Origin of the sequence: Kamptonema formosum PCC 6407 (genome assembly GCF_000332155.1) — a bacterium.
Taxonomy (GTDB): Bacteria; Cyanobacteriota; Cyanobacteriia; order Cyanobacteriales; family Microcoleaceae; genus Kamptonema; species Kamptonema formosum.
On the sequence record NZ_KB235904.1, the window covers coordinates 2,331,676 to 2,354,886 of the forward strand.

The 23,211-nt window shown below is 43.9% G+C and carries 22 protein-coding genes and 1 pseudogene; 8 read left to right on the top strand and 15 right to left on the bottom strand.

The annotated features are described in order from the left end of the window. The first annotated feature begins 327 nt into the window (after nucleotides 1-327). The 4 genes and pseudogenes from pyrF to OSCIL6407_RS38425 all read left to right on the top strand — a co-directional run bounded on the left by pyrF (nucleotide 328) and on the right by OSCIL6407_RS38425 (nucleotide 2,671). On the top strand, nucleotides 328-1,044 hold the full coding sequence (gene pyrF / locus OSCIL6407_RS0127230; protein WP_007354947.1) for an orotidine-5'-phosphate decarboxylase: 717 nt from the start codon (nucleotides 328-330) through the stop codon (nucleotides 1,042-1,044). Between the two features lie 149 nt (nucleotides 1,045-1,193). Continuing rightward, nucleotides 1,194-2,041: pseudogene (locus tag OSCIL6407_RS33610) on the top strand (transposase). Nucleotides 2,042-2,084: 43 nt separating this feature from the next. Beyond that, on the top strand, nucleotides 2,085-2,591 hold the full coding sequence (locus OSCIL6407_RS0127240; protein WP_007354946.1) for a histidine kinase dimerization/phospho-acceptor domain-containing protein: 507 nt from the start codon (nucleotides 2,085-2,087) through the stop codon (nucleotides 2,589-2,591). A 20-nt stretch (nucleotides 2,592-2,611) separates the two neighbouring features. After that, on the top strand, nucleotides 2,612-2,671 hold the full coding sequence (locus tag OSCIL6407_RS38425; protein ID WP_407635901.1) for a hypothetical protein: 60 nt from the start codon (nucleotides 2,612-2,614) through the stop codon (nucleotides 2,669-2,671). Between the two features lie 91 nt (nucleotides 2,672-2,762). Here OSCIL6407_RS38425 and OSCIL6407_RS0127245 read toward each other — a convergent pair whose 3' ends face one another. After that, nucleotides 2,763-3,626, bottom strand: coding sequence for an NAD(P)-dependent oxidoreductase (locus OSCIL6407_RS0127245; RefSeq protein WP_007354945.1), 864 nt, complete (start codon nucleotides 3,624-3,626; stop codon nucleotides 2,763-2,765). Between the two features lie 195 nt (nucleotides 3,627-3,821). Beyond that, a complete protein-coding gene (locus OSCIL6407_RS0127250; RefSeq protein ID WP_007354944.1) occupies nucleotides 3,822-4,511 on the bottom strand; it encodes a uracil-DNA glycosylase in 690 nt (229 codons plus the stop codon). 130 nt (nucleotides 4,512-4,641) lie between these two features. Between OSCIL6407_RS0127250 and OSCIL6407_RS0127255 the strand changes: the two genes are divergently transcribed. Beyond that, the gene (locus OSCIL6407_RS0127255; RefSeq protein WP_007354943.1) at nucleotides 4,642-5,319 is read left to right on the top strand and encodes a phosphoribosyltransferase; all 678 of its coding nucleotides are present in this window, start codon (nucleotides 4,642-4,644) and stop codon (nucleotides 5,317-5,319) included. Between the two features lie 33 nt (nucleotides 5,320-5,352). Then, on the top strand, nucleotides 5,353-5,643 hold the full coding sequence (locus tag OSCIL6407_RS0127260) for a hypothetical protein (RefSeq protein WP_007354942.1): 291 nt from the start codon (nucleotides 5,353-5,355) through the stop codon (nucleotides 5,641-5,643). A 298-nt stretch (nucleotides 5,644-5,941) separates the two neighbouring features. Here the strand turns inward: OSCIL6407_RS0127260 and OSCIL6407_RS0127265 are convergent, their stop codons facing one another. The 6 genes from OSCIL6407_RS0127265 to OSCIL6407_RS0127290 form a co-directional block, all read right to left on the bottom strand. Continuing rightward, nucleotides 5,942-6,934: a PRC-barrel domain-containing protein gene (locus tag OSCIL6407_RS0127265; RefSeq protein WP_007354941.1), complete on the bottom strand. Its 993-nt coding sequence runs from the start codon at nucleotides 6,932-6,934 to the stop codon at nucleotides 5,942-5,944. A gap of 67 nt (nucleotides 6,935-7,001) precedes the next feature. Then, nucleotides 7,002-10,775, bottom strand: a complete 3,774-nt coding sequence (gene smc, locus OSCIL6407_RS0127270; RefSeq protein ID WP_019487912.1) for a chromosome segregation protein SMC — start codon at nucleotides 10,773-10,775, stop codon at nucleotides 7,002-7,004. A 275-nt stretch (nucleotides 10,776-11,050) separates the two neighbouring features. Further along, on the bottom strand, nucleotides 11,051-11,440 hold the full coding sequence (locus OSCIL6407_RS0127275) for a toxin-antitoxin system TumE family protein (RefSeq protein WP_007354939.1): 390 nt from the start codon (nucleotides 11,438-11,440) through the stop codon (nucleotides 11,051-11,053). After that, nucleotides 11,433-11,729 (bottom strand): hypothetical protein, encoded by a 297-nt coding sequence (locus OSCIL6407_RS0127280; protein WP_007354938.1) that lies wholly within the window; start codon nucleotides 11,727-11,729, stop codon nucleotides 11,433-11,435. Before OSCIL6407_RS0127280 ends, OSCIL6407_RS0127275 begins: the two co-directional genes overlap by 8 nt. Before the next feature lie 94 nt (nucleotides 11,730-11,823). After that, nucleotides 11,824-13,674 (bottom strand): biosynthetic-type acetolactate synthase large subunit, encoded by a 1,851-nt coding sequence (gene ilvB / locus OSCIL6407_RS0127285; protein ID WP_007354937.1) that lies wholly within the window; start codon nucleotides 13,672-13,674, stop codon nucleotides 11,824-11,826. Between the two features lie 149 nt (nucleotides 13,675-13,823). Beyond that, the gene (locus OSCIL6407_RS0127290; protein ID WP_007354936.1) at nucleotides 13,824-15,119 is read right to left on the bottom strand and encodes an MFS transporter; all 1,296 of its coding nucleotides are present in this window, start codon (nucleotides 15,117-15,119) and stop codon (nucleotides 13,824-13,826) included. Between the two features lie 568 nt (nucleotides 15,120-15,687). Between OSCIL6407_RS0127290 and OSCIL6407_RS38430 the strand changes: the two genes are divergently transcribed. Both OSCIL6407_RS38430 and OSCIL6407_RS0127295 read left to right on the top strand, forming a co-directional pair. After that, nucleotides 15,688-15,843, top strand: a complete 156-nt coding sequence (locus tag OSCIL6407_RS38430) for a zinc ribbon domain-containing protein (protein WP_407635902.1) — start codon at nucleotides 15,688-15,690, stop codon at nucleotides 15,841-15,843. A gap of 217 nt (nucleotides 15,844-16,060) precedes the next feature. Beyond that, nucleotides 16,061-16,399: a P-II family nitrogen regulator gene (locus OSCIL6407_RS0127295; protein WP_007354934.1), complete on the top strand. Its 339-nt coding sequence runs from the start codon at nucleotides 16,061-16,063 to the stop codon at nucleotides 16,397-16,399. A gap of 194 nt (nucleotides 16,400-16,593) precedes the next feature. Here the strand turns inward: OSCIL6407_RS0127295 and rdgB are convergent, their stop codons facing one another. The 7 genes from rdgB to tkt form a co-directional block, all read right to left on the bottom strand. Further along, nucleotides 16,594-17,181: an RdgB/HAM1 family non-canonical purine NTP pyrophosphatase gene (gene rdgB / locus OSCIL6407_RS0127300; RefSeq protein WP_202796250.1), complete on the bottom strand. Its 588-nt coding sequence runs from the start codon at nucleotides 17,179-17,181 to the stop codon at nucleotides 16,594-16,596. Nucleotides 17,182-17,302: 121 nt separating this feature from the next. Next, a complete protein-coding gene (locus tag OSCIL6407_RS0127305) occupies nucleotides 17,303-17,599 on the bottom strand; it encodes a hypothetical protein (RefSeq protein WP_007357562.1) in 297 nt (98 codons plus the stop codon). 102 nt (nucleotides 17,600-17,701) lie between these two features. Then, a complete protein-coding gene (locus tag OSCIL6407_RS0127310) occupies nucleotides 17,702-18,100 on the bottom strand; it encodes an endonuclease domain-containing protein (protein ID WP_019487914.1) in 399 nt (132 codons plus the stop codon). A 284-nt stretch (nucleotides 18,101-18,384) separates the two neighbouring features. Then, the gene (locus OSCIL6407_RS0127315) at nucleotides 18,385-19,875 is read right to left on the bottom strand and encodes a GUN4 domain-containing protein (protein ID WP_007357564.1); all 1,491 of its coding nucleotides are present in this window, start codon (nucleotides 19,873-19,875) and stop codon (nucleotides 18,385-18,387) included. 5 nt (nucleotides 19,876-19,880) lie between these two features. Further along, nucleotides 19,881-20,288 carry a Pepco domain-containing protein gene (locus OSCIL6407_RS0127320; protein ID WP_007357565.1) on the bottom strand — a complete coding sequence of 136 codons (408 nt, stop codon included), beginning with the start codon at nucleotides 20,286-20,288 and terminating at the stop codon, nucleotides 19,881-19,883. A 131-nt stretch (nucleotides 20,289-20,419) separates the two neighbouring features. Then, the gene (locus OSCIL6407_RS0127325; protein ID WP_007357566.1) at nucleotides 20,420-20,743 is read right to left on the bottom strand and encodes a hypothetical protein; all 324 of its coding nucleotides are present in this window, start codon (nucleotides 20,741-20,743) and stop codon (nucleotides 20,420-20,422) included. 369 nt (nucleotides 20,744-21,112) lie between these two features. Beyond that, entirely contained in the window at nucleotides 21,113-23,119 is a 2,007-nt protein-coding gene (gene tkt, locus OSCIL6407_RS0127330) for a transketolase (RefSeq protein ID WP_007357567.1), read from the bottom strand. Nucleotides 23,120-23,211: the final 92 nt, after the last annotated feature.

Consider the following 23,211-nt stretch of genomic DNA (forward strand, 5'->3'; position numbering starts at 1 on the left):
GGGTAATAGCCCTTCACCAATGTCATAATCATCATGCCCACGACCACGCTCTGAATCAGGCTCAAAATCGCACTATTGATTTGTCGGTCTTTGACTCTCAGGACACAGGGATAATATATCCGACTGGCAACTTTTGGGCTAGCTTTACTGTTTCTGTGATTCATAACGGGCACGCCGGGCCCGTGGAACGCTCTGAAGAGGACTAATTAAGTTTCAAAATCTTTTTAGTCCTCTTCAGAGGACTTGATCTTTGAGACAGGGACTTAAGTCCCTGGCGGATTATAGGATAGAGTAACGCAACAGCGGTAAAAACTTTATCTATTGTTTATGAGCATTGCAAAACAGATTATTGTGCCTTTGGATGTTCCTAGTCAGGAAGAGGCGATCGCACTCCTCGATCAATTGCCAGATGTCTCTTTCTGGAAAGTGGGTTTAGAGTTATTTGTCAGTTCCGGCCCGGCTATTTTGACGATTTTAAAGGAACGGGAAAAACGGATTTTTCTGGATTTGAAATTTCATGATATCCCGAATACTGTGGCGGGTGCTTGTCGGGCCGCTGCTAGGTATGGGGTGGATTTAATTACGATTCATGCTACTGCTGGCAAAGATGCACTGAAAGCTGCACAGGAAGCGGTAGAGCAAGGTGCGATCGCAGCGGGACAACCTACGCCGAATTTAATTGGGATTACGCTGCTAACGAGTTTAAACTCGCGGCAATTGGCTTTTGAGCTGAAAATACCTTTAGAGTTGCCTGAGTATGCTTTGCACATGGCCTTATTAGCTCAAGAAATGGGTTTACCGGGAGCAGTTTGCTCTCCTATGGAAGTAGCACAATTAAGGCATTCTTGCGGTGATGATTTTCTGTTAGTTTGTCCAGGGGTGCGTCCGAAATGGGCCCAAGGGGGCGATCAGAAGCGATCGCTTTCTCCTGCGGCGGCTTTAAAAGCTGGTGCTAATTACTTAGTAATTGGTCGCCCGATTACGGCTGCTGACGATCCAGTAGCAGCTTTTGCACGAATTTGTGAAGAGATTGCAGACAGATAGCTTAACAGATTTATACTCAACAAAAAATCTACACCGTAGGCTAAGCATTATCTATTTTCTCAGAAGTGTTGAATGTTAGAAAAAAAGCTTAAAAAAGTAGGTAAAAATGATATAATCAAAAGAAATCTAGCCTTATAAAAAATTAAATTATGATGGAACAAAATTTTCCAAAAGTGATGAAAGAGATATTGAGAACATTGCCAAAAAAAGATTATCCAGTGCTGGATACATTTTCATTTGTGTCGGTGTGGTTAGAGTATGTTATGGATAAAAGTATAGTTAGTATGAGAGATTTATTCGTCAGACTAAATAGCCAAGGAATAGACTTAAAAATGTCGAATTTTTCCAAAGCTAGTAAAAAAAGAGATACTCAGGTGTTTCAGGAGATAATTACTAAGTTAAAAAATCAATTAAAAAAGAAAAAGGGAGGCGAAAAGAGTCGAGTATTATTTCCTATAGATTCAACCATCATTACGTTAACAAGTAAACTTTTATGGCGAGAAGGATATCATCAAGTTAAATTATTTTGTGGCTTAGATAGTCTGACATCAGAAGTAGGGGGAATCGTTATACGAGCTTAAAAGATGGCAATTTTCAAGTAGGAAAAGATCAAAGAGAAGTAGAAATTAGAGTCGTGGCTTTTTGTGATTTAGAAACAAAAAAAGAGTTTCGATTAGCAACTAATTTAGCAGGCACAGGAGAAGAAGGAGTAAGTAATGAAGAAATCGCGGAAATTTATGTGCAAAGATGGCAAATTTAACTGCTGTGGAAGTTCTTAAAAATGCACTTAAAGTTAGATAGATTAATGACTAAAAACGAGAATGGCATCCGGATTCAAATCTATAGTTCTTTAGTAGGTTATTTGCTATTACAATTAATAGAAATACCTAGAGAATTTGGCAAAACTATATTAGATAAACTGCGCTATCTTCAAGGATATATGTGCCAAGAAATAAGTTATGTTCATTGGTTTAGAAAAATGATTTGGTTAAGATGAAAATTACCCCTCTAATGATTAGTCTATCTAAATATGTTAAGTTTTGTTACGCAATTCAACATTTCTGGAATTAGATGCAAGTTCTGTACTTCAAAGTGAACTACAGGCTGGAATAATTGCCTTAATTACTTTTGGGATAATTCTCCTATTTACATTAGTTGTAGTTTGGTGGTTGGCTCGCTCCTTAGTCGTGAATCCCGTTATTCAATTAAATATAGCTGCTAAAGAAATTGCTAATGGTAAATGGGAGCAAACTCTCAGGAGCGATCGTGCCGATGAATTAGGGGAATTAGCGAAGTCTTTTAACTATATGGCAAGCCAACTTCAGACATCTTTTCGACACTTAGAAGAATATTCCCAAACTTTAGAAGAAAAGGTGGCTCAGCGCACAACTGAACTAGAACAAGCCAAACAAATAGCCGATCGTGCTAACCGTGCTAAAAGCGAATTTTTGGCAGCCATGAGTCACGAATTACGGACTCCATTAAATGGCATTTTAGGATATGCACAGATTTTACAGCGCGATGAACCATTTCTCGTCAAATTGTAGAAGAAAAACATGGTGGAAAAATCGAGTTACGCTCTGAAGTTGGTAAGGGAACTTGCGTTTCGATCCTAATTCCTATGTAGCCATTTTATTATAACTTGAGTCGCAGCAATGCCGCCCTCGTTCGCGGTGACTAACTCTCCAAACAGTCACGTTACAAGTCCTCTGTAAAAATCAAGATTCAGGATTTACAGCGGAAAACAAGGACGAGTAATCAACATCTGAAAGACCAGCATTACAAGTAGCTTCAATAATCTCAGTAACTCCTTTAACAGCAGATATATTTAACCCTAAAGCAGATGCTTCTTGCTCAAATAACTTCATATCCTTTAGTAAATGTTTTGTAGAAAAATTAGCTCCACCGAAATCGCGCTGCAACATTTTATCAAGTTTTTTATCGTAAGTAGAAGCATATAAAGCACTATTTCTGACAATTTTCATAAATATTTCGGTATCTACATTACTTTTGATCGCTAGACCAAGACTGGCAGAAAATGCTGCTGTTAGACTACCAATTAACTGATTCATCGCTAACTTAGTGGCGGCGGCTTGTCCAACTGCTCCAACTAAGATAGGATCGGGACTAAATACTTTAAGTAAACTCAGCCACTTCTGAAATTGTTCTTCAGTTGCTCCTACCATTACAATCAATGTGCCAGACTGTACTTGAGGAATGCTACCAAGTACGGGAGCTTCAAAGTAATCTCCGCCAGCATCAACAATTTTACTCTGGATTTCTTTACTCTCGGCAGGTGCGATAGTTGCCATCTGCACAAATGTTTTACCTTGTAACATCTTCACATTACTTTCTGCCAAGATAACTTCATTTATCGCCTTACCATCAGTGAGCATGAGGATGATGATATCAGAATTTTTGCAGACATCTGAAGGAGAGTCACAAATTACAGCTTTTGTTTCTGATAACGGTGCTAATTTTGCCTTAGTTCGATTAAATACACTAACATCTAATCCTGCATCGATAGCTCTCATTACCATAGAAAGCCCCATTGAGCCAGTGCCAATAATTCCTACTTTCACTTTGAATCCCCTCGGATATTAAAATTTTATAAATATTATAGCAGTAGAATAGACACAGCCGCTAACAGCTTGTAATCAATAGCTAAATATAGTTAGCAGGGTTGCCAATCACCATTAACTATTTCTAAGCGAACAAGATGGCTAAAGATGGTTGGCGACTGTGCCACCCTATAATATGTTAACAATTAACTATTTCTAAATTGGCGGTGTTAATTCATCAAATTTTGCCTTCACAATCTGGATATCTTGCCACATTAACCATTTAGGACTGCCTGGTTCGCGGGAGGGATTGCGTAACAGGTAAGATGGGTGAAAAATTGCCATACATTGTCGGCCTTCCCACTCAATCCATTGACCGCGAATTTTACTAATAGCTTGCTTTTCGCCTGTCAAACCCTTGAGCGCTGTTGCACCTGTCAACAAAATAATTTGCGGATTTACTATGCGAATTTGTTCGAGCAAATAGGGTTTGCAAGCGTCTCTTTCTTTGGGTGTAGGAGTGCGGTTATCTGGAGGTCTGCACTTATTGACATTACAGATAAATACATCGCGTTCTGTACTCAAACCAACAGATTCTAAAATTTTATCTAAAAGTTGCCCAGATCTGCCAACAAAAGGCAATCCGGTTTCATCTTCATTCTGACCTGGTGCTTCTCCTATAATCATAATTGGGGCTTGCAAATTACCACGCCCGATGACGGCATTCTGACGGTTTTTGCCTAATTCGCATCTGTGGCAGCGGTTGCAATGTTCTGCTATTTGCTCCATAGTTTCATAAGTGCCGGGAGGAATGGGAATTTTGGCATCATTTGGGATTGAGTCTCGCTGTAATGAGGCTCCAAAATTCGGTTCGTCAAAAAGGCTGAGTTGTTTGTCGCTGGGCATAAATTGAGGGAATGAAGAGATTTTTTCAGTCTAGAGTTTATAGTTTATAGTTCCGGGGTGAAATGTGACAGCCTACTCCTGGCTGAAAATCAGTCATCATACAGGTAGGTGATGCTAAGCAGGCAGCGCTATGTTATTTAATCCGTTGTTTGACGATCGCGCCGATGCAGGCGAAAAACTGGCCGAGGCTATTTTCTCTGAGATAGCTAAATTTAATCAAACTGCACAGGAGGCGGCTAAACCGATTATTTATGGTTTACCACGAGGCGGGTTGCCGATCGCACTACCCATCGCTCGTCGCCTTCGTTGTCCTTTAGATGTTGTCGTCGCCAAAAAAATCACCCGCCCAGATAATCTAGAATTGGCGATCGGCGCAGTGACAGCGGATGGTCATGTTTTGTGGTCAAAGCAAAAACCGCGCAATTTTCGCTTGCAAAATACTGCACTGGAAAAAGCTCAACAGAAAGCTCAAGCTCAATTAGTGGATTTCTCCGCCGCACGCCCAACAGTAAACCCCAAGGGTGCTTTAGCGATTTTAGTTGATGATGGTATTGCTACGGGGATGACAATGATGGCAGCGGCTCAAGCTTTGCGGTTGCAGCAGCCAGCAGCAGTTTGGATTTGCGTACCCCTCGCGCCGCCAGAAGTAATGATATCTTTGCAGCAGGAGGCAGATCGCGCGATCGTCTTGGAAACTCCCGATCCATTTTTTAGCGTCAGCAACTTCTACCGCGAATTTCCTCAAGTGGAAACAGAAATCGCGATCGCCTGTTTGCAACAACAAACTGAGTGGTTGTCGGAAGCCTGAATTATTCTTAATTACTAATCTTTTTTCCTTCCCATGAGCACTTGGCAATTTTGGTGGCAAACGGTGATTTTATCTACTCAGCACAATCCGCCTCGGTTTGTTGAGCTGGTGATGTTAATCTTGGCGATGATCTTACTCTTGTTTTGGAGTCTGACATCAGAATGGCCTTATTTAGTGCTATCTCTAAGCTATGTCATTGGTTCGTCTATTTCAATCTTAGTGCGGGAAGCTCTCAACCCTTCCTCATCTATCCAGCCAACTCAGGTGACAGCAGTGTTATTATTAATGATTAGCTTCTACAGTTTTGCTAAGCTGCTCCGATAAAGAGTCCCTCTTTCGTAATTACTATGCTAAATTTTCAGAAAAATGCCAGCTAATCACAGCTCTAACTTTAAAATTGTTAAAGTTTCTAAATCCAAGTCCAGAACGCTTTAACAATTTTAATTTGTTAAGTAAATCCACCTAATTAAACATAAGATAGCGTTGGCTAAAAAGTTGGCTGTATAAGCGTTCTTCCTTCTTCCTTCTTCCCTCTTCCTTCTTCCTTCTACTTATTAATTCCTTGTACATTAATCCCGTAACGCTGTCTTCCAGACAGTACCGCCTGGAAGACAGCGTTACATTAATAACCCGATTCCTCCTCATACTCAGGAGCCTTTTTCTTCTCAGGGATATTCACCCGCGTAGGCTTATAAGGCTTCGGAGATTCATCATCACCCCAAGCATCCGCTTCCACATCATCCTCATACTCCAAGACCATTTTCTTTTCCAAAGAACGAACTGGAGCCGGATAATCCCTCTCTACATACTCCTCCTCATAATCCCCTCCGTCGTCCCAGTTATTATCTTCGTCATAATCATCATAAATTGGCTCCGGCTGCGGCTGACGCACAGGGGGCCGCACTACAGGCCTCTGCCATTGTTCGTCTTCATCCCAAGCTTCCTCAACCGCTGGCGCAACAGTCTTTCTTCTGTTTTCCACAGGTCTAACTATCTCTCCAGTACCTAATTGATTTGCGGGACTAATCATTGTCGGGAGACTATACCCATCTTCCTCGCGCTCCCAAGGTGCTTGTCCTAAACCAATACGCTCTAAAATTCCTACTGTTAGCTGACGCAGCCTTTCCTCCGATCCTTCAAACACAATCAAGCGATTGGGCCCGCTGCTGACAATTTCCTCTATCGGGAGTTCGTAAGTGCTGAGAATTTGCTCGGGAATTTGGGGGATTCCCAGAGAGGCGATGATTAAAGATACAAGTTTACCCGTCTCGCCGTCGAACCTAAAACTCCGTACCCGACCTAAAAGTTCTCCAGTTTCGGTAATGACTTCGCTGTTAATTAAGCTGCTGTAGGCTTCAACGTCTACATCGTCTTCGATCGCGTTTTCGTCTTCCACCAAGATTACATCACCAATTTCGCGGACGTTGGTGAGAAACATAAACTTTGGCATCCCAGCGATCGCCAGTATATTCTCTCGCAAGCCGATAGCCACAACCTCTCGTCGGTCAATATCTACCCACAATTGGCTCACCACCCCTAAGCGTTTACCTCTGTCGCGGGTGATAACCTGAGTACCTAGAAGGTCGGAGCGTTGGCGAATTTGTTCAGATGTCATTCTAGCTCTAATCCTGATTTCTTAAATATACATACTACTTAACACAGCGCTAAACCTTGACTCCGGGTTACAATTTCAGTCCGAGAACTTGAGTATAAGCTCCCCGTGCCTGTGTTACGCCAATTGTACGCTCAGCCGATTGAATCATAGGACGGCGCAAACTGACAACAATAAATTGAGCTTGTTCTGCCTGTCTTTTGATCATTCTAGCTAATCGCTCCACATTTGCCCCATCTAAAAACATATCTACTTCATCAAAAGCATAGAACGTTGACGGGCGATAGCGTTGGAGTGCAAAAATAAAGCTTAGAGCTGTCAGGGATTTTTCGCCTCCAGACATGGAAGCTAAGCGCTGTACGGGTTTGCCTTTGGGGTGAGCAACCAGATTCAGGCCGCTGCTGAAGGGATCTTCGGGGTCATCTAGCTGGAGATAGCCGTCACCTTCGGAAAGTTCGGCAAAAATGACTTGAAAGTTTTGGTTAACTGCGTCGAAGGCTTCTTTAAAAGCACGCCGCCGCAAGGTGGTAAAATTCTCAATTCTCAGTAGAAGTTCGGTGCGTTCTCCTTCTAATGTGGCCAATTTTTGACTCAATTCTTGGAGACGTTCTTGAGTACGATTGTATTCTTCTAAGGCTAACATATTTACGGGTTCTAAGGCTTGAATCCGTTTAGTTAGGGATTTTACTTCTTGCTGTAATTCGGCTAAATCTACTTTTTCCAGATGTTCGGGAATTTCTGGCGCGGGATCTGGCAATTCTCCCCGCTGGGTTTCTAGCTGAGTGCGAATAGTGGTTAACTGTTCGCGTCGCTCGTGTTGAGTTTCTTGCAGCTTTTGCAGTTGCCATTCTAGCTGTTGTTTGGCTAGGTGGCGCTCTCTGAGGTGAGATTCAGCGCGATCGCGCTCTTCTTTTTCTGCACCCAATTTTTCCTCTATTTGAGCTAACAATACCTTAGTTTCGGTAATTTGTTCGCCAATGGTAGACAAATCGCCTTTTAGAGTTAACTGTTGACCGTCCACTGTTAGCTGCTGATGGTGATATTCCTCTAACTTTTTATTGCTATCTTTGATTTTTTCTTGTAGGCGCTGGCTTTGATTTCCTAATTCTGCTAAGCGTTGCTGGTCATTTCGTAGCGCTAATTCTCGCTCTTGCAAATTAGTTTCTAAACTGCGGAGATTTGTTTGCATTTGTTGCCATTCGCTATGGCGATTTGACTCTTCTAATTGCGCTAAAGTTTCGCGATATTGCTGTAATTCGGTTTCTTTTCCTGGCAATTCTAGCTCCAGCAATTGCAATCGAGTTTCAGCATTCGCTAATTCTTGAGTATTCTTCGCCAGTTGGATTTTAACCTGTTCTTGCTGTAAGGTTAAATTCTTAATTTCTGCTTCTAACTGTTCTAATTTTAACTGACTTTCTCGTTGATTTTGCCTTGCTTCTACCAACTCTCTTTCGTGGGATTTTACAGCCGCCGCTGCTTGCACAATCGCAGTTTTGCACCGCTCTAAAATGCGCTCAATTTCTTGTAATCGTTCCTGCAAAGATGCAATTACTCTAGTTTCGATCGCAGAATCGCTAGCATCAACATTGCCAAAATGCAACGAAGAGCGCGTAACAATACTACCGCCACTCATAGCGCCGCTAGTCTCTAAAATTTCCCCATCTAAAGTTACAATTCTGTAAATACCTAAGTGACGACGAGCATCGCTAAGATTGGCAAAGACAACAGTATTGCCAAACACATAAGCAAAGATTTCTCGATAGCGGGAATCGCAATCAATTAAATTCACCGCTGCATCAATAAATCCAGCCGCACGCCGCAAAACATCGGGGGGAGAGAATCGCGAACCGCGAATTTTATTCAGCGGCAAAAATGTCATTCTGCCGGCTCTTGTTCTTTTCAAAACTTCAATCGCCGCCGCTGCTACACTATCATCATCTACTACCATATTTGTCATCCGCGCACCCGCCGCAATTTCCAAAGCTAACTGATAGCGCGGTTCCACTCTTCCCAATTGTGCAACCAACCCGCAAATGCCGTTAATGCCACTTTGAACTATAACTTTGGTTGCCGCAGTTCCCGTAGTTTCTTGAATAGCTTGAGCTTGCGCTTCTAGCTTATCTAATTTTCTCTGTCTTTCCCGTTGTTCTTCCAGCAGGCGGGTTTGAGTTTCCTGTTGTAGTTGCAATTCTTGTTCGGCAGATGCTACAATTTGAGTTAAAGATTCTACTTGCAGTGACGCGAAAGCTTTAGTTTCAACCGAGCGGGTTAGTTGAGTTTGTTTATCTGCAACTTCCTGCTCTAAATTCTGCAAAGACTCGTTTTGCTCTTGAATTTTCCGCTGCAATTGATCGGCACGTTCCCTTACAGTTGCTTGTTCCGTGCGTTGTGGATTGATGGTTTTTTGCAGAATTTCTATTTGGTGGTGTAGTTCTGTTTGTTGCTGCACCCAAGCTTCAGCAGTAGACGCGATCGCATTCACAACTTCCCGGTTTTGATCGAGAATTTGTTGCGCTTCATCCCGCTGTTGCTGCAAAATTCCATGTTGAGAATTGGTATAGGATATTTCTACCTCTACCTGTTCTAAAGTTTGCCGATGTTGGCGAATTTGTTGGTCAGTTTGTGCTATTTGTACGGCCGTTTGTTGCGCTGCTGTTTCTAGTTCTTGCTTGCGGTTTAGCAGTTGCCTTTGTTCTGCTTCCTGAGTAACTAAAGTTGATTGCAAAGCTAGGAGTTCCGATTCTCCTAAAGCTTTGACCCGCGCATTTAGCTGATCGAGTTCAGCCGTTGCTTGTTGAATTTGGGTTTCGAGGGATTGGAGTTGACTATTTAAGTCAGTTAAAGTGCGATCGCCTGCTTCGATTTGTTCGCGCAATTTCCACTCTTGTTGTTGCAGGCGGCGATATTTGAGTACGGCTTCAAACTGCGACTTTTCTTGCAGTTCCGCACGCAGTTTTTGATATTTTTCAGCTTTCACGCGGTCAGCAGAAAGGCGATCGCGTTGTGTAATTAGTTCTTTCTCAACAATGCGCGATCGCTCTTCATGGCCTTTAACCTCATCCAACTTATCTTTAGCTAAGACTATTTTGCGATCGAATTGCGCCACACCCGCCAATTCATCAATAATTTCGCGGCGTTCCTTCGCATTCATGGAAATAATGCTAGTAACGTCGCCTTGGAGTACGACATTATAGCCTTCTGGATAAATCCGCAGGCGGTTTAGCTGTTCGTGGAGTTCCGTCAGCGTACAAGGGTCGCCGTTGATGTAGTAATTTGAGGTGTAAGTGCCTTGTTTCGTTACCCGTAGCTTACGAGTGACACTCCACTCAGCGGATCTCGGTTTCTTACTCCCCCCCTTAGCAAGGGGGGGTTGGGGGGGGTCTAAAGTTAGGTTATCAGGCGGCGAATGTCCGTTCTTTTCGTGAACTGCGATGTCTTCGGCGTGGCGTGTCGCGATCGCATCATTTTCTTCCTCTGCAACAGATAACTCATCCGTTACATCAATTTCCTCATTCTCTGCGATCGATAACTCATCTGTTAGATCCGTTTCCTCATCATTCGCTAACCATTTTTCGGCCTCAGCTTCCAAATGAAAAGTTGCCGTCACGCTAGCTTCAACAGTACCGCGCTTATTTTGAGCATTATTGACCAAATCCGGCAAACGTTCGGCCCGCATCCCTTTGGAAGTGGAAAGTCCCAAACAAAATAGCAAAGCATCGAGGATATTGGATTTACCGGAACCGTTGGGCCCGGAAACCACAGTAAATCCTGGCAGCAAGGGAATGGCCGTTGTGCCGCCAAAGGACTTAAAATTTGTGAGTTCAACGCGCTTGATGTGAACCATTATGCTCGGCCTAGCTGTGGCTCTGATATAGTCTGGATTACGTTCTTCACAGGGTAGCACACGAGACCAGGTGATGAACAATGTTTCAACCCCGCAGGTGTCGGTGGGAGATGGTGGCGGCCAGAAATCTCAACTTAGGCTGAAAGCCGCCAAGGACTTAAGTCCCCCTCTTATAACTTAAGTCCTCTTCAGAGGACTGAAAAACTCATTTGCTATTCTAAAAAAGAGCGATCGCTCGAAACTAAGACTGATTAATTTTTTTCTGAAACTGTAAATTACAGCAATAATTCCTCAATTTCCTGCAACACTTCTGCTAAGGTGGGAGCCGAAGAAGAAATAATATTCTCTTCACTTTCATCATGCTTATGGTGAGGTAAATTCGGTAAATTTAACTTAGGTTTATGGTCAGCATTATCATAACGAAAGATTAAACACTTAGACGCATCCATATACTGATAGGAATACATTTTTCTGTCAACCATAATCTCTACATCAACAAACTCGCGAAAATATAAGATTGAACCATCTTTAAAAGTTATTTCACCTCTCACAAAACCTTCAAAATCTGTTCGATATTCAGGGCGGAGCTGAAAATCAATGACTGCGTTACAAGATTCTATTATTTGGCGAAGGTGTTGAAAATAACCTTCGATTAACTTAATCAAAAAACTCTACTCCCTTTAATAAATAGAGTTTGTCCTGCAAAGTAGTTAACATCCGAGATTCACCAATCCACTCATCGAACTCCATATCAAGTCGGTGCTGAATTTCATCATTAGCAAACCTGTTTAAAAATTCAACTGTAGATAGCTCATATTTATTTTCAAATTCTTGTAAACGCTCCAAAGTGCGTTGAATCCCTTTTTCCAGGCTTTCTATTCTCTCCCTCAGCACATCTTGGAATAAATGTCGAACAAATTCTGGTTGTTCGCATTTAATTTTCAGTTCAGCCATCAGCTTAACTCCTTTCAAAACTTATCTAAGTTAAAGCTGAAGTTCCCAATAACGGGAACTTCAGCTTGAAGAAATGTGCCAGGAGTAAAACCTCTTAAAGTTTAGCCCCACACTCAGGACAAAACTTATTATTAGTCACATTCTTAGCACCGCAACTCGGACAGTAAATCAATTCGATCGCGTGTTCTAAACTTTTGCGAACTGGTAAACCAATCATCTGAGCATTGCTCTTTCCTGGTGCTACCATCGGATAACAGTTTTCATCCCTGCTCACCTTCACATCCATTAATACAGGGCCGTTGTGAGCTAGCATTTGGGCGATCGCATCTGCCAATTGATCCCGCTGCGAAACCGCTATCCCCTTCACGCCGTAGGCCGCCGCCAGCATCACAAAATCCGGCATCGACGGCTGCATATTTGACGAAGAATATCGCTCCCCGTAAAACGCCTGCTGCCATTGTCGTACCATTCCCTGCCAGCCATTATTTACGATCACAGTTTTGACAGCAATCCCATACTGTGATAGAGTGCCTAACTCCTGAATATTCATCTGGATGCTGGCATCCCCGGCGATGCAAATCACCTGTTCGTGAGGTAGCGCCATCTTCGCACCCATCGCCGCAGGCATTCCGTAACCCATCGTACCCAACCCCGCACTGGAAATCCAGCGGCGCGGTCCATTATTCAAGAATTGAGCAGACCACATTTGATGTTGGCCTACATCCGTTGTGAAATAAGCATCTGGTGCTTGACGATCCAATTCTACAATCACCTCTTGGGGAGAGATGACATCGGGATAGTGAGGTACTTCTAAAGGATAGTCTTGCTTCCAGCGATTAATCCGTGCCAACCATTCCTGAGTGCGATCGGTGCCGGAGGCATCGCGATTAACTTCTCCTGTTTCCCGACATCGCCGCAGCAAATCAATTAACACATTCCGCACATCGCCTACAATCGGCACTTCTGGCGGGCGATTTTTACCCACCTCAGCGGGGTCAATATCAATGTGAATTACCTTAGCGCGAGAAGCAAATTCATCTAACTTGCCAGTAACGCGATCGTCAAACCGAGCGCCGACAGCAATTAACAAATCGCACTCAGTCACGGCAAAATTAGCATAAGCCGTGCCGTGCATCCCCAACATTTTCAGCGATAGAGGATGCTTTTCATCAAATGCACCCTTACCCATCAGCGTTGTTGTTACTGGAATCTGGAACAATTGAGCTAGTTCTTGAATTTCCGCGTGAGCTCCAGCCGCGATCGCGCCTCCACCCACATATAGCAAAGGCCGTTCCGCTTGGCGGATCAAATTCACCGCCTGATTAATCTGGCGAGGATTCCCCTTCACCGTCGGCCGATATCCCGGAATCCGCACCGCACCCGGTGCTACCGGTATATAATCAAACTCTTCTAAGCCAACATCCTTGGGTACATCGATCAATACCGGCCCTGGCCTTCCCGTAATCGCGATGTGGAAAGCCTCAGCGACAATTTTCGCCATATCTCTAGGATCGCGCACCACATAGGAATGCTTCACAATTGGGAGCGTAATCCCATAAATATCAGTTTCCTGAAAAGCATCAGAACCGATCGCACTGCGAGGTACTTGACCAGTTACGATTACCATCGGGATCGAATCCATCTGAGCCGTCGCGATCGCAGTCACCAAATTAGTAGCGCCGGGGCCGGAAGTCCCAAAGCAAACACCAACCTGTCCCGTAGCGCGAGCATAACCATCCGCCGCGTGCCCGGCACCTTGTTCGTGGCGCACCAAAATATGCTGAATACCGCCCTCCGCTTCAGCGCGGTAAAGTTCATCATAAATCGGCAGAATTGCCCCGCCGGGATAACCAAAAATATGCTTAACACCATGTCGTCTTAAGCTGTCAATCAAAGCAAAACCGCCCGTTGCTCGTTTTGCTGCTACTTTAGTTTTTAGTTGCACTGTTCTCCCTTCCTCAATCTCTCTCTTAAGTATTCAATGAAGCCTGTTATCTTAGTTCTATTTTAATCATCAAGCTAGAAAAGTTTAACCTTAGATATTTTCCACAAAAATTCACAACTGGACACAAGGGATTCAAAACTCCCTTCCCCCTAAACCACATCCTGTAAAACATCACGAGTATTGCGCCAAGCAGCCGCACCCATTAGAGCCACTAAACATCCCAGACCTAAGAGCACCACCCGCAAACCCACATCCTCGGAACCCACAGCTTTACCAACGGCATCCGTTAATGGCCCAGTAATAGCTAGAGGTAGGCTTAAAGCAATGTTAATCGCATTATTTTGAAAGCCAAAAACCTTCCCCCGCATTGATTCTGGAGTTTTTTCCTGAATTAAGGCTTGCATCGGCCCGTTAATCAAAGAAGCACCTAAGCCAAACATAGCGCTGAGGCTCAATCCCAACCACAAATATCTGGTAAAGGCAAACATCCCTAAAACAAAACCCATCATCAAAAAACCAATCAAAGGCAGAGGCTTATGGTGCAAGCGGTCTGAAAAATGGCCCAACAAACCTGCACCGAAAACCATACCCACTCCTGCCGCAGCCAGCACAAAGCCAAATTGAGTTTCTTTCAGACCGATTTTGCCGGATAAAGAGATTGCCAGCACTTGCAGAGCCGCAAACACTGAGTAGAGAATCGTCAACTGCACCATTGCGTTGCTTACGAGACGATTGTGCTTGAGATATCGCAACCCTTCTTTGAAGTCCTGTAGAGGATGAATTAACACCGCGTGAGGCGATACCTTATTTTCCTTTACCTGCATTAGATAAATCAAACCCAACGAAAGTAGGTATAACCCAGCGACTAAGAACTCTTGAGCGCCAACGCCAGCGCTATCTTTGGCGAAACTCAACAGGGGTTCGCCAATGGTCATGCCGACAATTATCCCTCCCATTGTGGATGAGGCGAAGAGGTTATTGGCGGTCATTAATCCTTCTTTACGCACTACCAGGGGGATAGCCGCCTGTTCCGCTGGGGCGAAAAATTGGGTGACGGTAGAAATTAGAAAGGTAACGAGTAAGAGGACGGCGAAGGCTTTTGGCAAAAATGGCATTGCTGCTATCAATAGGACTCGAATCAGGTTGCAGCCTAGCAGCATTTGCTTTTTGGGAAAGCGGTCAACGAAAATTCCGGCGGCTGAGCCAAATAAAATCGCTGGTACGGTGAAGGCTACCATGATCGCCGATCGCATGGAATTATCAGAATGTTCCAAGGTAGACCAGGGCCGATAGTCACCGGCTTCTAGCAGGATAATTAGCAATACATAAAAGACTTTATCCGCCACTTGTGCAAAAAGCTGGCCAATCCACAAGGCAAGGAAGGGGCCGTTTTTCAGCAGAGCATTGAAGCCCTTGCTATCAGGGGGTGGGCTGGCTGGGTGCATAGCGATAGTTAAGCTGACCGCCTTCGGCAGTTATAGTTTCTAGAAATATACGTAGGTTTGAGGATGGATACAGGCGATGACGGTAAAGCTTGTTTTTGGTTCATAGAACTTATCCAAACCTGTTTAAAGTTAACCTTTATTCAAGTTTAGTGTCTACTTCCTATTTCAATCTGGGGGACGGCCTCTTGTACTGGCTAGGCCCAACTTTAGGGCAAGTTACCCTTACTTTTCGCTATCTATACAAGTTTATATGAGTTTGGGTAAGTTGTTTGAGAGAAGATATTTTTTTTATTATATCTTTATATTTACGAAGTCGGTAGAGTTGATTTGCTTATTAGTTTACCTTCTTCAGTGGAGGTATAAATTGTTAGTGGCACAACATAGCGATAGATAGTTGGTCTTGTTTGCGGTTGCTGCGGAAACGGCTTGGCTACTTAATTGGGAAGTCATAGAAGCTAGTAAGATTGATTGAGGCGTGTCTATTTTGACCATGATTGTCAATGCCCAGATCATCTGTAATCTTACCTCCCCAAAGCGATTTGTAGCTGGATGAATTGGTCTGCAATTAATTTCTAAGTTACCTGTTTATGGATATAAGGTAGCAGTTGTCAATCGGTGGTATCTGTCTGCTAATACTTGTCACAACTGCGGACGCATTACTCAAAACTTACAACTTAAAGACAGACAGTTCGACTGTCCCAATTGCGGGTACAGCAGCAATTGAGATGTAAATGCTGTATTCAATTTAGCCAAAACTGTAAGGGTTGTAGCTATTTACCTATCAGAGTTGTGAATAGGGTGCACTTTCGGCGAATTCACGCCTGTGGACGAGAATCAGGGAACAGACTAGGGGGAAACAGGAAGTAGATAGTATAACTTGTGCAATAATTAGGCTTGTTCAGGTTTACGTAAGTTCTATAAAGCAGTTAGGAGTGAACAAATTGAAAAAGGTAGAAGCTATTATTCGGCCGTTTAAACTTGACGAAGTGAAAATCGCACTCGTCAATGCTGGCATTGTAGGAATGACCGTTTCTGAAGTTAGAGGTTTTGGTCGTCAGAAGGGCCAAACTGAACGCTATCGCGGCTCTGAGTACACGGTTGAGTTCCTGCAAAAACTCAAAGTCGAGATTGTTGTGGAAAACGATCAGGTTGATATGGTCGTTGATAAAATTATCGCTGCCTCCCGCACTGGCGAGATCGGTGATGGCAAGATTTTCATCTCTCCTGTTGAGCAAATTATCCGCATTCGGACTGGGGAAAAGAACCAAGAAGCTATCTAGGAGAGGGGGAGAGGGGGAGCAGGGGAGCAGGGGAGCAAGGGAGCAGGAGAGCTCTTGAGCGAGGGAGATGGAGAAGATGAAGAGCTTAGGAAAATTATTCTTCTCGCCTGCAAAACTCCCCATCCTTGCGATTTTCGGCATCTCCCTATCTTCCCCCTTTTCCTTACTTCTTTTTCCTTACTTCTTTTTCCTTCCTAGACGATCGCAATTCTCTCCAATTGGGGTAGAAGGATCTGGAATGCTTGACCTCGATGGGAGTGCGATCGCTTCTGTTGGGGGGTCATTTCTGCGAAGGTTTTTTGCTGCGTGGGGACGTAGAAAATGGGGTCATATCCGAATCCGCCGCTACCTTTGGGATTATAGAGGATTTCACCATCACATTTTCCTTCAACTTGGATGGCGATCGCACCGTCAGGAGAGGCGATCGCGATCGCACAGACAAATTGCGCTTTCCGGTTCTGTTCGTTTCCTAGTTCTGTTAATAATCGTTGGATGCGATCGCTGTCTGTTTTGCCATAGCGAGCCGAATATATTCCCGGTCTACCATTAAGTGCGTCTACTGTCAAGCCTGAGTCATCTGCGATCGCCCATTTCCCTGTTGCTTTTGCGACTTCGGAGGCTTTGAGGCAAGCATTAGCGATGAATGTATCGCCTGTTTCTTCTATTTCCAATTCATCTGGTTTAAGTTGCAATTCCCAGCCAAAATCAGCGAGATATTCTAACATTTCTGTGACTTTCCCAGGATTGCTGGTAGCGACAAGTAATAATTTTTGGTTAATCATCTGTAAGAATTGGTAATTGGTAATTGGTAATTGGTAATTATACATGGGGCCGAGAAACCGGGTTTTTTATCGAATCTGCGGACTCGAACGAAGTATTTTCGTGAAAAACCCGGTTTCTAAGTTAAACTTCAACATATTTGCATAAATTTGTCATTTCAGAATCGGTTACATCTTTCAGCAAAATTTCCCCCTCGGTTGTCAATTCCCATCTATCGCGAGGGGAATCTGTTTCTATATATCGCTGAACTAAACCCTCAGCAATCAGTTTTTTTAAAACAACCATCATGTCAGGTTCTCGCGGTACATCTCGACGGGAAAGTGCATTTGCGAGTTCGTACCAACTCCACTTTCCTTGACCTTTAGCTACTAATTTAAGTAACACTAATTCAAGTTGAGTTAATTGAGTTAAGTTTTTCATTCTTTTTATCCTATAACTTACCCCTTATTACTCCCTCTTCTTCTTACTCCCCCCTTACCAAGGGGGGTTGGGGGGGTCGGCTCTTAGCGATTCCCTTTCTTCTTACTCCCCCCTTACCAAGGGGGGTTGGGGGGGTCGTCTTAGCAATTGAATCTTACCTGCAATAACCTCTATAACCCCCTCTAAATTGTGATATACCTCATCATTGGTAAATCTCAAAAAATTGATTCCTACTGACTCAATAAATGTTTGTCGTTCAGCATCATATTCTATAGCACCATCTTGAAAATGACTATCACCATCAACCTCTATTGCTAGCTTGATTTCAGGTGAGTAAAAATCAATTACAAATTTATCTACGCTGTATTGTCTGCGAAATTTACAATTCTCAAGTTGTTGGCTTTTCAGTTTTTCCCAGAGTAATTTTTCAGCTTTTGTCATTTCTCTGCGAAGCTGCTGTCGTTTCAATTTTTCTGAGGTTTTGTTATATAGTTTGGTCATTGTTATGGCCTTTTTACCCCCCCAACCCCCCCTTGGTAAGGGGGGGCTAAGATTTTTTTTGTGTCTTTTGGGAATTTTGCCTGCCTTGGGGAGAGTGGGAGGCCCAAGACCCGGAAATTTTAGCGGTGGCAGAAAAATTTGTCATTGCTAATTGTGAAAACGCAAAGTCGCTGGTAGTATTTTAGCTGACGGTCAGTGCCAGGTATCGGAAACGTAGACAGCGCAAGGTTTCGTGGTTTAAGCCTTTGTTATAAATCTTAGCGAAACTCTGAAACGCTTAGATGTTACACTTTACAAGTCTCGACGCGAGAGAAGAGACCCACCCACCCCCCACACCACCAACCCCCCCAGGACGGGAGGTGTCCTTCTGCTGGTGCTTGGGTGTTGAATTTTAATTCATCATAACCCAACCAACTTTTATTCACACGCCAACCTACGCGATCGCCAAACGCTTCCCATATTTTACTATCATATTGTCTGGTTCCACCCAGACTTTGATAGATGCGCTTCTGCACCGAAAAGCCGAAGCGCCCATTACTGTATTTTACCCAAAGTTGGTCAATCGTTCGCAAGTCTTCACAAGGAAAATTATCTATTGATGAGCTATCCAGCCATCCTTCTTTCTCCCTACCCGCCACCTTTAACATCACTCTGGCCGTTTCCTCATCCGCTTCTTTCCACTTTCCTGCTGCCAGTAAATCGCGTAACTTAGTGTAGTCTATTCCCCGTTCAGACTTGAGGGGAACATCAGGCTCAATAGGAGTAGTATCCGTTACAAGTTTAGATTTTGGAGACAATGGAGATTCCGCTTGCTTCGCAACGCTAGCACTAACAGAATTGTCTTGAGACGATGCCTGATTTTCTCTCTGCAATCGATCGATTCTTTTTATAGCCTGAATAGCAGACATATCCTTACCAAAAGATGCAGCGAATACGCGAATCCACAACTGTTCTGCCAGTTCAAAGTTCTTATCAACTTCTGCCTGAAAAGCATCAACTTTGAGCGCATAAATATCGTCTCGATTTGCGTGCTGCGGCAAAATAATCAAATGAGATTTGGTGTCAGGTTCCGCAATGGTAATAGGCGTTTGCTGCACTTCGTTGCCTTTATATTCCCATATCAGTTTAGGAACCCGCGAACTCAAATAATCATTCAATTGCCCAACAGTTGCACACTCAGGAGAACTCAATCCCTCCAGCAATGCTTTTGTGAAAATACCCTGCTTTAAAGCATCAATTTCATAGGACAATTGATTAGGACTGCAAGAAAAAAAGGTGACAACTCCCTTTTCCCGTGCAACTTGAGCCGCTTGATTGCCGATTCCTTCTCCCGATTTACTCCCTCGATCCCGACAAGCATCCAGAATCAAAATCACATTATCAGCACCGCAGCGGCGCAGGCGTTCAGTCAGGAAATTAATCGTAATCCCTGTAGATTCAATATCATTTGGATTGCTGTCACAAGCCATTAGGTAATCACGCCCGTTGTCACGTCTTCCGTGTCCGCTGAAGAAAAACCAAAAATTATCCCCATCCCCCATAAAGGGTTTTTCAAATTTTGTCAGTAAAAGGTTTCTCAGATGGCTAAAAGAAGGACGAATCAAGTTACCCTTAGTATCAGGCAGCGAGTCATCTGACAAGAACAAAACTTGCTCGAACCCCGCCTGATTGCGAAAAAAATCCTGCATTAGCTCTGCATCCCGCTTGGCATACTTCAGCGGGGTTAGAAACTCATAGTTATTGATACCAATTGATATCGCCTTATTTTTTCCCATGCACTTTAAGACTTCCGTTTAAATCTCAACAATATAGTTCTTGTATCGGCAACTTTAGCCCCCATACCGACTAAACAGAAAGAACCCTCGGCGTTAATCGCAACCGATACCTCAATTTCAGATAACTCGATCGATTTCATGTCAGCTTCCGCATCCGCACGGCTGAATATTTTATCTACCATTTCCATGCAGTCAACCAGTTCGGTTTCTAGTTTCTTGATGCTAACCTTGTGCAGCCGCAAGCTATCAGCTACTTTTGCTGCTTGCTTTTGGGCCGGCTCATTTGGCTGTGCGTCGAAAAACCCCCCATAGTCAAGTCCTGTATGTGCTCCTATCTTCGCACCATCATCAAGTGCATCAGGTGACTCGTCGGCAGTATCGGCAGTCACAATCCAAATCGTTTCATCTGGCATAAATTCTAAACACTCCAAACTATTTACATAATTTTGTGAGATATTAACCCCGACGATCGCTATAAATTGTACCCGAAATCTTCATCAAACGATAAAATTGTACTCAAAATCTTAATCAAACCTGCCTTGAATCATAAGATGCTGCCACAAACCCCGCTTTCATTCAAGCGGCGTACAACCATTAGTTTTTGAGGAGGATTTGCCAGTAGCTTTTCAAAAGCAACGAGTTGATCTTTCTCAATAAAGTATTCACCGCTATCTGGATCGATGACAATGTACCAATTATAGTGAGTTGCCATCAGTTCGTCGCGGACTCGTTCAAAAATAGGACGACATCGCTGCCACCGCGCTTGACTTTCGGCTTTTTGCTTGGCTTTTTCTTCGGGAGAAATTGGCGGTTTTATGTATTTTTCGGAGATGCGGCGGGGTTTCCATCCGGGAGGTGCTGCGATCATAAGTTGTTTTTAGTGCCGATCGCTCTATTTTAGCAAAAATTTATATCTCATGGGGGCCGAGAAACCGGGTTTTTATCATTCGGCGATTGAAATCGCATCTACACAAACAAAGTCCGCCTACGCGGACTAAAGAATAAAGGAGGTATTTAAGCCGGATTTAGTATTATACCCAACCTACTTTGCTGGTGATTTCTTACCATTATCGCACAACAAAAATGGGGCAGGTAAAATACCCACCCCACAATAAATTTAGACCAAATCCGAGTTAAATATCCCCGTTATTTCTTAGTCCGCGTAGGCGGACTTCGTTTGTGTAGATGCGATTTCAATCGCCGAACTTTAACCCAGATTTGGTACGATCGGTTAAAATTAACCGATAACTTCCTTAGCCTTCGCTACCACATTATCAACCGTGTAACCAAACTTTTCTAAGGCCACATTACCAGGTGCAGAAACACCAAAACGGTCAATACTAAGCATCGCACCTTCAGAACCAAAATAACGCTCCCAACCGAAGCTAACGCCAGCTTCAACTACTAAGCGCTTCTTCACAGCTTTTGGTAACACAGATTCGCGATAAGCAGCATCTTGTTCCTCGAATAATTCCCAGCAAGGGAAGGAAACAACGCGCACTTTCTTACCTGCTGCGCGTAACTTTTCAGCCGCATCAACGCAGAGGTAAGTTTCGCCGCCAGTACCGATTAAAATGATGTCAGGAGTACCATCATCATCTGATAAAATGTAGGCTCCCTTAGCAACACCTTCAATCGAAGCACCTGCTAAGTTAGGCAAGTTTTGACGAGAGAAAGCCATCAAAGTTGGACGATGACGATTTTCAATTGCGATCTTATAAGCGCCTGATGTTTCATTGCCATCAGCAGGACGAATTACTAATAAATTAGGAATTACCCGCAAAGAAGCAACTGTTTCAACTGGTTGGTGAGTAGGGCCATCTTCACCTAATGCAACGGAGTCGTGAGTCATTACATAAATCACGCCAGCTTCCGATAATGCAGAGAGGCGAATTGCTGCCCGCATATAGTCGGCAAATACTAAGAAGGTAGCGCAATAAGGGATTAATCCTGAGTTATCGAGGACAATGCCATTACAAATCGCGCCCATCCCATGTTCGCGGACTCCGAAGTGGATATTACGGTTTTCGTAATGTCCTTTTTGGAAGTTACCGATTCCTTTTAACTCTGTATAGTTAGAGTGGGTAAGGTCAGCAGAACCGCCAAGTAATTCGGGGACAACTTTCGCGATCGCATTCAGCGTAATTTCTGAATGCTTCCGAGTTGCCAAAGCCTTATCAGTGGGGGTATAAGTAGGCAAAGCCTTCTCCCAACCTTCGGGCAATTTACCGCTACTCATCCGCTCAAATTCAGCGGCTTCTGCGGGATATTTAGCCTTATATTGAGCTAAAGCTTCATTCCATTCTGCCTCTGCTGCTGCGCCGCGATCGACTGCTTTACGGAAATGCTTTAAGGCATCTTCAGGTACGACAAAGGGTTCGTATTCCCAGCCTAACTTCTCGCGGGTGAGTTTTACTTCGTCTCCGCCTAAAGCCGCGCCGTGAACGTCAGCAGTATTTTGCTTATTAGGAGAACCGTAACCGATAGTTGTTGTCACCTTAATCATCGATGGTTTATCGGTGACAGATTTTGCCTCTGCGATCGCCTTAGCAATTGCTTCTAAATCTGTGTTACCTTCGGGTACGTGCAGAACGTGCCAACCGTAAGCTTCAAACCGCTTGCTGACATCTTCAGTAAAGGCAATATCCGTAGAACCATCAATAGAGATGTGGTTATCGTCATAAAGGGCAATCAATTTGCCTAATCCCTGGTGTCCCGCAAAGGAACAAGCTTCACCAGAAATCCCTTCCATGTTACAGCCATCGCCCAGGATGACGTAGGTGTAGTGATCTACAATTGTGGCATCAGGCTTGTTAAATCTAGCAGCTAAGTGAGCTTCTGCGACTGCTAAACCCACGCCATTACAAATTCCTTGTCCCAGAGGGCCAGTGGTAACTTCCACCCCAGGAGTCATAAAGTTTTCTGGATGTCCGGGGGTTCTGGACTCCAACTGACGGAATTGTTTAATATCGTCAATGGTGACGCTATCGTAGCCCGTTAAGTGCAGCAGGGCATACTGAAGCATACAGCCATGACCCGCCGACAGTACGAAGCGATCGCGATTAAACCACTTAGGATTTTTCGGGTTGAACCGCATAAAGCGATCCCAGAGCACGAACGCCATAGGCGCAGCGCCCATCGGTAGCCCTGGATGGCCTGATTTTGCCTTTTCTACCGCGTCGATGGCCAGAAAGCGGATCGAGTTGATGCAGAGTGTTTCGAGTGATTGGGTTGCAACAGCCATAGTTGTCTTTATATATGCCGAGTGTGTGTGTGAGTATCCGATGGTAGAGATTGTTTAATTTGCGTCTCTACGCTTTAGTTGCTCTGGAATCG

What these genes read in the sequence shown, in the direction of transcription:
- pyrF (WP_007354947.1), top strand. Translation starts at nt 328, where the DNA reads ATGAGCATTGCAAAACAGATTATTGTGCCTTTGGATGTTCCTAGTCAG.
- OSCIL6407_RS0127250 (WP_007354944.1), bottom strand. Translation starts at nt 4,511, where the DNA reads ATGCCCAGCGACAAACAACTCAGCCTTTTTGACGAACCGAATTTTGGA.
- OSCIL6407_RS0127255 (WP_007354943.1), top strand. Translation starts at nt 4,642, where the DNA reads ATGTTATTTAATCCGTTGTTTGACGATCGCGCCGATGCAGGCGAAAAA.
- OSCIL6407_RS0127260 (WP_007354942.1), top strand. Translation starts at nt 5,353, where the DNA reads ATGAGCACTTGGCAATTTTGGTGGCAAACGGTGATTTTATCTACTCAG.
- OSCIL6407_RS0127265 (WP_007354941.1), bottom strand. Translation starts at nt 6,934, where the DNA reads ATGACATCTGAACAAATTCGCCAACGCTCCGACCTTCTAGGTACTCAG.
- smc (WP_019487912.1), bottom strand. Translation starts at nt 10,775, where the DNA reads ATGGTTCACATCAAGCGCGTTGAACTCACAAATTTTAAGTCCTTTGGC.
- OSCIL6407_RS0127280 (WP_007354938.1), bottom strand. Translation starts at nt 11,729, where the DNA reads ATGGCTGAACTGAAAATTAAATGCGAACAACCAGAATTTGTTCGACAT.
- OSCIL6407_RS0127290 (WP_007354936.1), bottom strand. Translation starts at nt 15,119, where the DNA reads ATGCACCCAGCCAGCCCACCCCCTGATAGCAAGGGCTTCAATGCTCTG.
- rdgB (WP_202796250.1), bottom strand. Translation starts at nt 17,181, where the DNA reads ATGATTAACCAAAAATTATTACTTGTCGCTACCAGCAATCCTGGGAAA.
- OSCIL6407_RS0127305 (WP_007357562.1), bottom strand. Translation starts at nt 17,599, where the DNA reads ATGAAAAACTTAACTCAATTAACTCAACTTGAATTAGTGTTACTTAAA.
- OSCIL6407_RS0127310 (WP_019487914.1), bottom strand. Translation starts at nt 18,100, where the DNA reads ATGACCAAACTATATAACAAAACCTCAGAAAAATTGAAACGACAGCAG.
- OSCIL6407_RS0127315 (WP_007357564.1), bottom strand. Translation starts at nt 19,875, where the DNA reads ATGGGAAAAAATAAGGCGATATCAATTGGTATCAATAACTATGAGTTT.
- OSCIL6407_RS0127320 (WP_007357565.1), bottom strand. Translation starts at nt 20,288, where the DNA reads ATGCCAGATGAAACGATTTGGATTGTGACTGCCGATACTGCCGACGAG.
- OSCIL6407_RS0127325 (WP_007357566.1), bottom strand. Translation starts at nt 20,743, where the DNA reads ATGATCGCAGCACCTCCCGGATGGAAACCCCGCCGCATCTCCGAAAAA.
- tkt (WP_007357567.1), bottom strand. Translation starts at nt 23,119, where the DNA reads ATGGCTGTTGCAACCCAATCACTCGAAACACTCTGCATCAACTCGATC.